General features: G+C 62.3%; 7 protein-coding genes. 4 read left to right on the top strand and 3 right to left on the bottom strand.

What is annotated here, in order from left to right:
• Window positions 1-182: 182 nt before the first annotated feature.
• From LRQ04_RS11930 to LRQ04_RS11920, 3 genes are all read right to left on the bottom strand, one after another.
• Window positions 183-1,016: an alpha/beta fold hydrolase gene (locus LRQ04_RS11930; protein ID WP_235520372.1), complete on the bottom strand. Its 834-nt coding sequence runs from the start codon at window positions 1,014-1,016 to the stop codon at window positions 183-185.
• 62 nt (window positions 1,017-1,078) lie between these two features.
• Window positions 1,079-1,933, bottom strand: coding sequence for an alpha/beta fold hydrolase (locus LRQ04_RS11925; protein ID WP_235520371.1), 855 nt, complete (start codon window positions 1,931-1,933; stop codon window positions 1,079-1,081).
• 9 nt (window positions 1,934-1,942) lie between these two features.
• Window positions 1,943-2,839: an alpha/beta fold hydrolase gene (locus LRQ04_RS11920; protein WP_235520370.1), complete on the bottom strand. Its 897-nt coding sequence runs from the start codon at window positions 2,837-2,839 to the stop codon at window positions 1,943-1,945.
• A 75-nt stretch (window positions 2,840-2,914) separates the two neighbouring features.
• Here LRQ04_RS11920 and lysS point away from each other — a divergent pair, with 75 nt between their 5' ends.
• The 4 genes from lysS to LRQ04_RS11900 all read left to right on the top strand — a co-directional run bounded on the left by lysS (window position 2,915) and on the right by LRQ04_RS11900 (window position 7,939).
• Complete coding sequence (lysS, locus tag LRQ04_RS11915; RefSeq protein ID WP_235520369.1) at window positions 2,915-4,444, top strand: lysine--tRNA ligase; 1,530 nt, start codon at window positions 2,915-2,917, stop codon at window positions 4,442-4,444.
• A gap of 2 nt (window positions 4,445-4,446) precedes the next feature.
• Window positions 4,447-4,620 (top strand): hypothetical protein, encoded by a 174-nt coding sequence (locus LRQ04_RS11910; RefSeq protein WP_235520368.1) that lies wholly within the window; start codon window positions 4,447-4,449, stop codon window positions 4,618-4,620.
• 129 nt (window positions 4,621-4,749) lie between these two features.
• The gene (locus tag LRQ04_RS11905; RefSeq protein WP_211711044.1) at window positions 4,750-5,076 is read left to right on the top strand and encodes an Lsr2 family protein; all 327 of its coding nucleotides are present in this window, start codon (window positions 4,750-4,752) and stop codon (window positions 5,074-5,076) included.
• A 370-nt stretch (window positions 5,077-5,446) separates the two neighbouring features.
• Window positions 5,447-7,939: an ATP-dependent Clp protease ATP-binding subunit gene (locus LRQ04_RS11900; RefSeq protein WP_235520367.1), complete on the top strand. Its 2,493-nt coding sequence runs from the start codon at window positions 5,447-5,449 to the stop codon at window positions 7,937-7,939.
• The last annotated feature ends 37 nt before the right edge of the window (window positions 7,940-7,976 follow it).

Here is a 7,976-nt window from a genome sequence, read left to right as displayed (position 1 = left end):
CTAAGACCCACAGCGCCGATGGTACTGCACCCGGGAGGGTGTGGGAGAGTAGGACACCGCCGGACAACCATTAAGGTCGAGACCCCCCAACCCACACGGGTCGGGGGGTCTCCCACATTTAACAACCAAACACCCCAGCACCAGCCGCGAAGGTTGTCCGAGCCGGCAGCAGGGGGTGAGGGTTAGCCGGAGAAGAACTCCGACAACTCCGAGATCAGCTTGTCCGGCGCCTTATTAGGGCCATCGTGCCCGAAGCCGGCGAGTATGGTGTAACTCGACCCTGACAAGACGTCGTGGATTTGGCCGCAGGCAACACCGAAGTAGGCAGGGCTCTTTTCGCCCACTACGATCAGCGTTTCCAAGGGGAGTTCCAGGAACGGCTCAGCGGGCATGTCCGCAGCGATGACGGCTTTGATTTCCCGCACGCCGCTGGTCATGAGCTCGCGCATCTGTTTGCCCATCGGCGTGCCTGCAGTCAGCTTGTTGGCCAGGGTCAGCATGGACAGGGGCATGCGCCCGAGGGCGCCTTCCGTTTCCACTCCCTTGATCAGTACGGCGAGGGCGCGATCGTAGTCCCCGGCCGCCGCTGCGCGTTCATATTCCGGTGCCCATTCGGCCTTGACGCTGTGGTTGACGGACACAGCCGGGTCATAGACAGCCAACCGTTCCACCGGAAGCGTCCGCGCCGCGTGGAGTGCTACGGCTCCACCGAAGCTGTGTCCAAAGACGTCCGTGCTGGAGGTGTGTTTCATGACCGCCTCCAGGTCCCGGATGTCGGCTTCCAATGTGTAGTCATCGGCTTGCGGTGACGAGTCACCGCGTCCGCGACGGTTGAACGTGTGCACGGGCCTGCCCAGGGCTTCGCTCAATTTCTGGGCAAACCGGGTGTAATCGGAAGCGGTAACCATGGAAGCCGGAACAACTACCACGCCGGATCCTGCCGAAGTCAGCTCACCACCGGTGGTGAGTACTTCGAGGTGTCCGCCGTCTGGGGTCATGATGATGTCGCGCGTCATGACTCGAGCCTAACCGAGCCACCTGAAAGCAGGCACTACGCCTGTCCGTATGTGGAAAACCGTCAGCGCGTGAAGTACGCGGAGATATCCGAGACAAGTTCCTTGACCGCTGCCGGAACAGAGCCGTGGAATCCTGTCGGCGAAACTTCCAAAGTGCTGCCCGGCACCGCCCTGTTCAAGCGTGACGCGGCGACCTTGTAGAACTTCGGACTCTTCTTTCCCACCATGAAGTGAGTCGTGGATGGCAACACGGAGAAGTCCCGGGGTGTGTCGGCGGCTTCGAACGCTGCCTTCAGTTCGCCGACGCCTGATGGCATGAGGTCACGGAACAGCTGGTTGACTTTGGTGTGCGAGACGATGGCCATCAACCCCGCCAGGACTGGCTCAGGGACCTTCGCAAGGGCGGTTCCCTGGTTCATTCCACGCTTCATCCGGGCCAGCGCCCGGCCTACCTCGCCTTTGTCGACGGCATCAGCGAATCCGTCCAGCCAGTCTGTGTCCATGCTCCCGTCGATGTTCACGGCGGCGTCGTAGACCGCCAGTTTGTCCGGTTCGTGACGGGTGCCGGCGAAAGCCTGGGCAGCGTTGAGGGCAACGGATCCGCCCAGGCTGTGGCCCAGGATATTGCGCGCGCCAGTGGCGTCCATGATGGTGCGGACATCGGCAATTTCGGTGGCCATGGAGTAGTCCTGGGGTTGCTCTGTCGACTTGCCCCGGCCGCGTCGGTCGTAGACGTCCACGGCCCAGCCAGGACCTAGTCCTTTGGCCAGGGCGATCGAAAAGGGCCGGTAGATCAGGGCTGTGAGGAACGCTCCGCCGATAACAATCACCCGGCGTTCACCGGGCGCGTCTTCCGCGCCGTACGTGTACAAGGCGAGTTCGCCGCCGTCGTGCGTCCTGATGCTCTGTTCCCTCACCGAAACATCCTAGGGCGCGACAGTGCGCTGGCCGACACTATGGGTTGCCGCCAGGAACCGGGCGACGCGGGCGGCGAGCCGACGGCCCGGACGCAGGGGACCTTCATGAAATTGCAGCGGGACTATGGCGAACTCGATGGCCGGCACGGCGCCACTGAGCATGCGCCCGGTCTCGGCGAAGTACGCGGGGCTCCAGCCGCCGCTGAGCATGAGTGTTGGGGTGGAGAGCTTCATGAAGTCATGAAGGTGCGCATCGGCGTCCAGTACCGCGCGCATCTCGGTAACAGCAGTGGGTAGCAGGGAACGCATTTCCAGCCCCAACCGGGTTCGTGCGGACAATACGCTGAGCGTCCGCAGCGCCCCCATGGGCAGGTACGAGATGGGCCCGGCCGTTCCAAGGCCCTGCACCAGGTGCGCCCAGGCATGATCCAGCTGCCCGGCCGTTACTGCTTCCTCGAGCTCCGGCCGCCATCTGCTGCTGAGATTGCCGGACAGGGATACCGCGGCGTCGTAGGTCACCAGGCGGTGGATCCCGAAGCGTCGGGCAGCTTGCAGTGCCACGAATCCGCCATAGCTGTGCGCCACGACATCGTCGGAACCACTCTTCTCCATGACCGCCTGGAGGTCCGCGATCTCCGTCTCCACCGAATAGTCCGGTGGCTGTGGAGCGGAATGCCCGCGGCCACGGCGGTTGTAAACGTGGACAGGGCGCCCGAGCATCACGCTAAGAGTCCGCGCGAACGGCCAGTAAAGGGAATCGGTCACCAAAGTGCCATGGATAAGTACGACGCCGGCCGGTTCAGCAGGTGCCTTCGACCCCGGAATCGCCGCAGCCGACGCTGGCCGGAAGGTGTGCACCTCAAGCTGCCCACCGCCGTCGTTCGTTTCAACCGTCCATGTCTCCACAGCCTGAGTCTATGCGTTGGGCGGATCCCAGGGCCCGGAAGTGAAGAGCCGTAATCAACGGTAAACTTAAGGACTGTGACTTCCGCAAACACCCCAGCCCCGAACACCTCCGCAGAACCCGTCGATGCCAGCGAGCAAATGCGCATCCGCATGGAGAAGCGCGCCAAGCTGATCGAGCGCGGCACGGAGGCCTATCCGGTGGGTGTTGAGCGAACCCACTCCCTCAGCGAAATCCGCGAAAAATATGCGCACCTCCAGGCCGACGAGACCACGGGCGACACCGTGGGCGTCACCGGTCGTGTCGTGTTCATCCGCAACACCGGCAAGTTGTGCTTCGCCACGATCCAGGAAGGCGGCGTGGACGGCAAGGGCGTCCGGCTGCAGGCGATGCTCAGCCTGGCCAACGTCGGCGAGGAAGCGCTTGCCGACTGGAAGGCCCTGGTTGACCTGGGCGACCACGTCTTCATCAAGGGTGAGGTTATTTCCTCACGCCGCGGCGAACTTTCTGTGATGGCAGATTCCTGGTCGATGGCCTCAAAGGCGCTGCGACCGCTCCCGGTCCTGCACGCGGAACTCAACGAGGAAACCCGGGTTCGCCAACGCTACGTGGACCTCATGGTGCGCGATGAAGCCCGTGAAATGGTCTACAAGAGGGCTGCCATCACCCGCTCGGTCCGGGACACGCTGGACCGTCACGGCTATGTGGAGGTGGAGACCCCCATCCTGCAGCTGGTCCATGGTGGCGCCACAGCCCGTCCGTTCGAAACGCACATGAACGCGTTCGACCAGAAGATGACCCTGCGCATTGCCACCGAGCTGTTCCTGAAGCGGGCTGTCGTTGGCGGCATTGACCGCGTCTACGACATGGGGCGCGTCTTCCGCAACGAAGGCGTGGACTCCACCCACAGCCCCGAATTCACCACGCTTGAATGCTACGAAGCCTGGGCAGACCAGTTCGTCATGGCCGAGCGCATGAAGGAAATCATCCTCAACGTCGCCGACGTCGTTGGCACGCGCACCATCCAGACCGACGCCGGCGAGATCAACCTCGACGGCGAATGGGCTTGGATTTCGGTGTACCCGGGTATCTCCGAAGCAGTGGGCGTTGAGATTACGCCGGACACCACTGTGGATGAGCTGCTTGCCATCGCAGCAAAGCACGAGGTCAAGGTGGACCCCAAGTGGGACGCCGAGAAGATCGTGGTTGAGTTGTTCGGCGAGATCGTTGAACCCACCTTGCTGAACCCCACGTTCGTGTACGACTACCCGCCCTCCGCGCAGCCGCTGGCCCGTCCGCACCGCGAAGACGGCCGGCTCATCGAGGCCTGGGACCTGATCATTGGCGGCATGGAACGCGGAACGGCATTCTCGGAACTCATTGACCCTGTCATCCAGCGTGAGCGGCTGACGGAGCAGTCACGGCGTTCGGCTGCGGGCGATGACGAAGCGATGCAACTGGACGAGGACTTCCTCCGCGCGCTCGAATACGGCGCCCCGCCGATGGGTGGCATCGGACTCGGCATTGACCGCCTGGTGATGCTGTTCACCGGTGCCGGCATCCGCGAGACCATCCTGTTCCCCCTGTTGAAGCCTGAAGGACACTGATCATGGAGTACATCGCAGTCCTGGCGCCGTCGGTTGTTGTTGGATTGATCTTTTGGTTTGCCATGAAGTCAATCTTCAATGCGGACAAATCGGAGCGTCAGGCGGAAGCCCGCGCCCAGGCGGAAGCGAATTCGAAGAATATTGGCCCGGCATCCGAAGGCCCTGCCACTAAATAGCCCCCTAAATGGGTTCCCATCATGGATGAATCCATTTGTGCTTTGACGTGCGTGCTTGCGGTGAACGATAATCAACAAAGGAATCCGGGGAATTTCTGATTATCCAACCCTCCAAAAGAGAGGCAACTCATGGCACAGAAAGTAAAAATCATCCTCGTCGATGACCTGGATGAAGGGGCCGCGGACGAAACTGTCCGCTTCGGCCTTGATGGGGTCAGTTACGAGATGGACTTGTCCACCGCAAACGCTGCTTCGCTTCGGAAGGCCCTGGAACCATACGTGGCCAAGGCCAGGAAGACGTCGTCCGGCCGCGCCACCCGCGGGCGTGCAACAGCGGCACGCAGCCAGGATTCCGCACAGATCAGGCAGTGGGCCCGTGATAACGGTTACACGGTGAACAGTCGCGGACGTATTCAGGCTGAAATTCAGGAAGCTTACCAAAAGGCCAATTCCTGATTCATCGCTTCAACGCCCCGGCAGCTACTGCCGGGGCATTGATGTTTTAAGAGGCAGTATGTGCAAGTGCCGGGTGGTCCGAACCATGGAATATTCTGTGAATCACGCGCCGGCCGAGTGACCGGGGATTTGAGCGGCTAATCCGCCTGGCAACGCGGTGCCTGATACTGCTAATGAATACCGTGCGGCCCTGGTGACAGGCAGGATCGGGAAGCGGTTTGGCAGCATCCCACCGCAGGACGCCCCAGGTCAAGGGGAAGTGCCTGTTTTATTCCGCAACCCCGTCATGTTTCCCCTGTGGCGAACACGCCCCAAAAGTGTTGCTCCGGCACGTAGCATCAAAGTACGTCGTAGCTAGGAGTGTGGCGAAATGTTTGAGAGATTTACGGACCGTGCCCGTCGCGTGGTCGTCCTTGCCCAAGAAGAGGCAAGGATGCTCAACCACAATTACATCGGTACCGAGCACATCCTCTTGGGTCTGATCCACGAGGGTGAAGGCGTCGCAGCCAAAGCGCTCGAGTCCCTGAGCATTTCGCTCGATGGTGTTCGCGAGCAGGTGCAGGAGATCATCGGTCAGGGCCAGCAGGCCCCATCCGGTCACATCCCCTTCACGCCGCGTGCCAAGAAGGTGCTTGAGCTCTCGCTCCGCGAAGCACTGCAGCTCGGCCACAACTACATCGGTACTGAGCACATCCTGCTCGGCCTCATTCGCGAAGGCGAAGGCGTGGCCGCACAGGTGCTGGTGAAGCTCGGCGCAGACCTCAACAGGGTCCGCCAGCAGGTCATCCAGCTGCTCTCCGGCTACCAGGGCAAGGAAACCGCCGGCAGCGGTTCCGGCCAGGGCCAGCCGGAAGGTACCCCCGCCGGTTCGGTGGTGCTTGACCAGTTCGGACGCAACCTGACCCAGGCTGCCCGCGAGAACAAGCTCGATCCCGTGATCGGCCGCGAGCAGGAGATGGAACGCGTCATGCAGGTCCTCTCCCGCCGTACCAAGAACAACCCGGTCCTGATCGGTGAGCCCGGCGTTGGTAAGACCGCCGTCGTCGAAGGCCTCGCCCAGGCGATCGTCCGAGGCGATGTCCCCGAAACCATCAAGGACAAGCAGCTGTACACGCTTGACCTCGGTTCGCTGGTTGCCGGTTCCCGCTACCGCGGTGACTTCGAAGAGCGCCTGAAGAAGGTCCTCAAGGAAATCCGCACCCGCGGCGACATCATCCTCTTCATTGACGAGATCCACACCCTCGTCGGAGCAGGTGCTGCTGAAGGCGCCATCGATGCTGCGTCCATCCTCAAGCCCATGCTTGCCCGTGGTGAACTCCAGACCATCGGTGCCACCACGCTGGACGAGTACCGCAAGCACATCGAGAAGGACGCTGCCCTCGAGCGTCGTTTCCAGCCGATCCAGGTCAAGGAACCTTCCGTTGCGCACGCGATCGAGATCCTCAAGGGCCTCCGCGACCGGTACGAGGCACACCACCGCGTAACGATCACCGACGGCGCCCTGGCGTCCGCCGCGCAGCTGGCCGAACGCTACATCTCGGACCGCTTCCTGCCGGACAAGGCGATTGACCTTATCGATGAAGCCGGCGCCCGCCTGCGCATCCGCCGCATGACCGCTCCGCCGGAGCTCAAGGCCATGGACGAGCGCATTGCAGACGTGAAGATGGAGAAGGAATCCGCCATCGACGCCCAGGACTTCGAGGGTGCTGCCTCGCTGCGTGACAAGGAGCAGAAGCTCATTGCCGAACGCGCGGAGAAGGAGCGCAACTGGAAGTCCGGTGGCATGGATGACATTTCCGAGGTTGACGAGGACCTGATCGCCGAAGTTCTTGCGAACTCCACCGGCATCCCGGTCTTCAAGCTCACCGAGGAAGAGTCCTCGCGCCTGCTCAAGATGGAAGACGAGCTTCACAAGCGCGTTGTGGGCCAGGACGAGGCCATCAAGGCCCTGTCGCAGGCTATCCGCCGTACCCGCGCAGGCCTGAAGGACCCCAAGCGTCCCGGTGGCTCGTTCATCTTCGCTGGCCCCACGGGCGTCGGAAAGACCGAGCTCGCCAAGGCACTTGCCGAGTTCCTGTTCGGTGAAGAAGACGCGCTCATCACGCTGGACATGTCCGAGTACTCCGAGAAGCACACGGTTTCGCGTCTCTTCGGTGCTCCTCCGGGCTACGTCGGCTACGAAGAGGGTGGCCAGCTGACCGAGAAGGTCCGCAGGCGTCCGTTCTCCGTGGTCCTGTTCGATGAAGTTGAGAAGGCCCACGCGGACCTGTTCAACTCGCTCCTGCAGATTCTGGAAGACGGCCGTTTGACCGACTCCCAGGGCCGCGTGGTGGACTTCAAGAACACCGTAATCATCATGACCACCAACCTTGGTACCCGCGACATCTCCAAGAGCGTGGCCACGGGCTTCCAGTCCGGCACGGACACCCAGACCGGCTACAACCGGATGCGCGCCCGGGTTACGGAAGAGCTGAAGCAGCACTTCCGCCCCGAGTTCCTCAACCGTGTTGACGACGTCGTGGTGTTCCCGCAGCTGACGCAGGACGAGATCATCGAGATCGTGGACCTGTTCGTGACCCGCCTGGAGCGTCGCCTCAAGGACAAGGACATGGGCATCGAGCTCACGCCCGCCGCCAAGGTTCTCCTGGCCACGCGTGGTTACGATCCCGCGATGGGTGCCCGGCCGCTGCGCCGCACCATCCAGCGCGAGATCGAGGACCAGCTGTCCGAGAAGATCCTGTTCGGCGACATCCACCCCGGCGACATCGTTGTGGTTGACGTCGAGGGCGAAGGCGACGACGCGAAGTTCACGTTTGAAGGCAACGCCAAGCCGCGCATTCCGGAGATCGCTCCGACCGCGTAAGGCAGAGGCAACGACGCAAAGGACCCCGTCCATTCCG

This window comes from Paenarthrobacter sp. AR 02 (genome assembly GCF_021538675.1).
In the GTDB taxonomy this organism is placed as follows: domain Bacteria; phylum Actinomycetota; class Actinomycetes; order Actinomycetales; family Micrococcaceae; genus Arthrobacter.
Note: the sequence above shows the minus strand (reverse complement) of the source record. Positions and strands in the feature narration are given on the sequence as shown.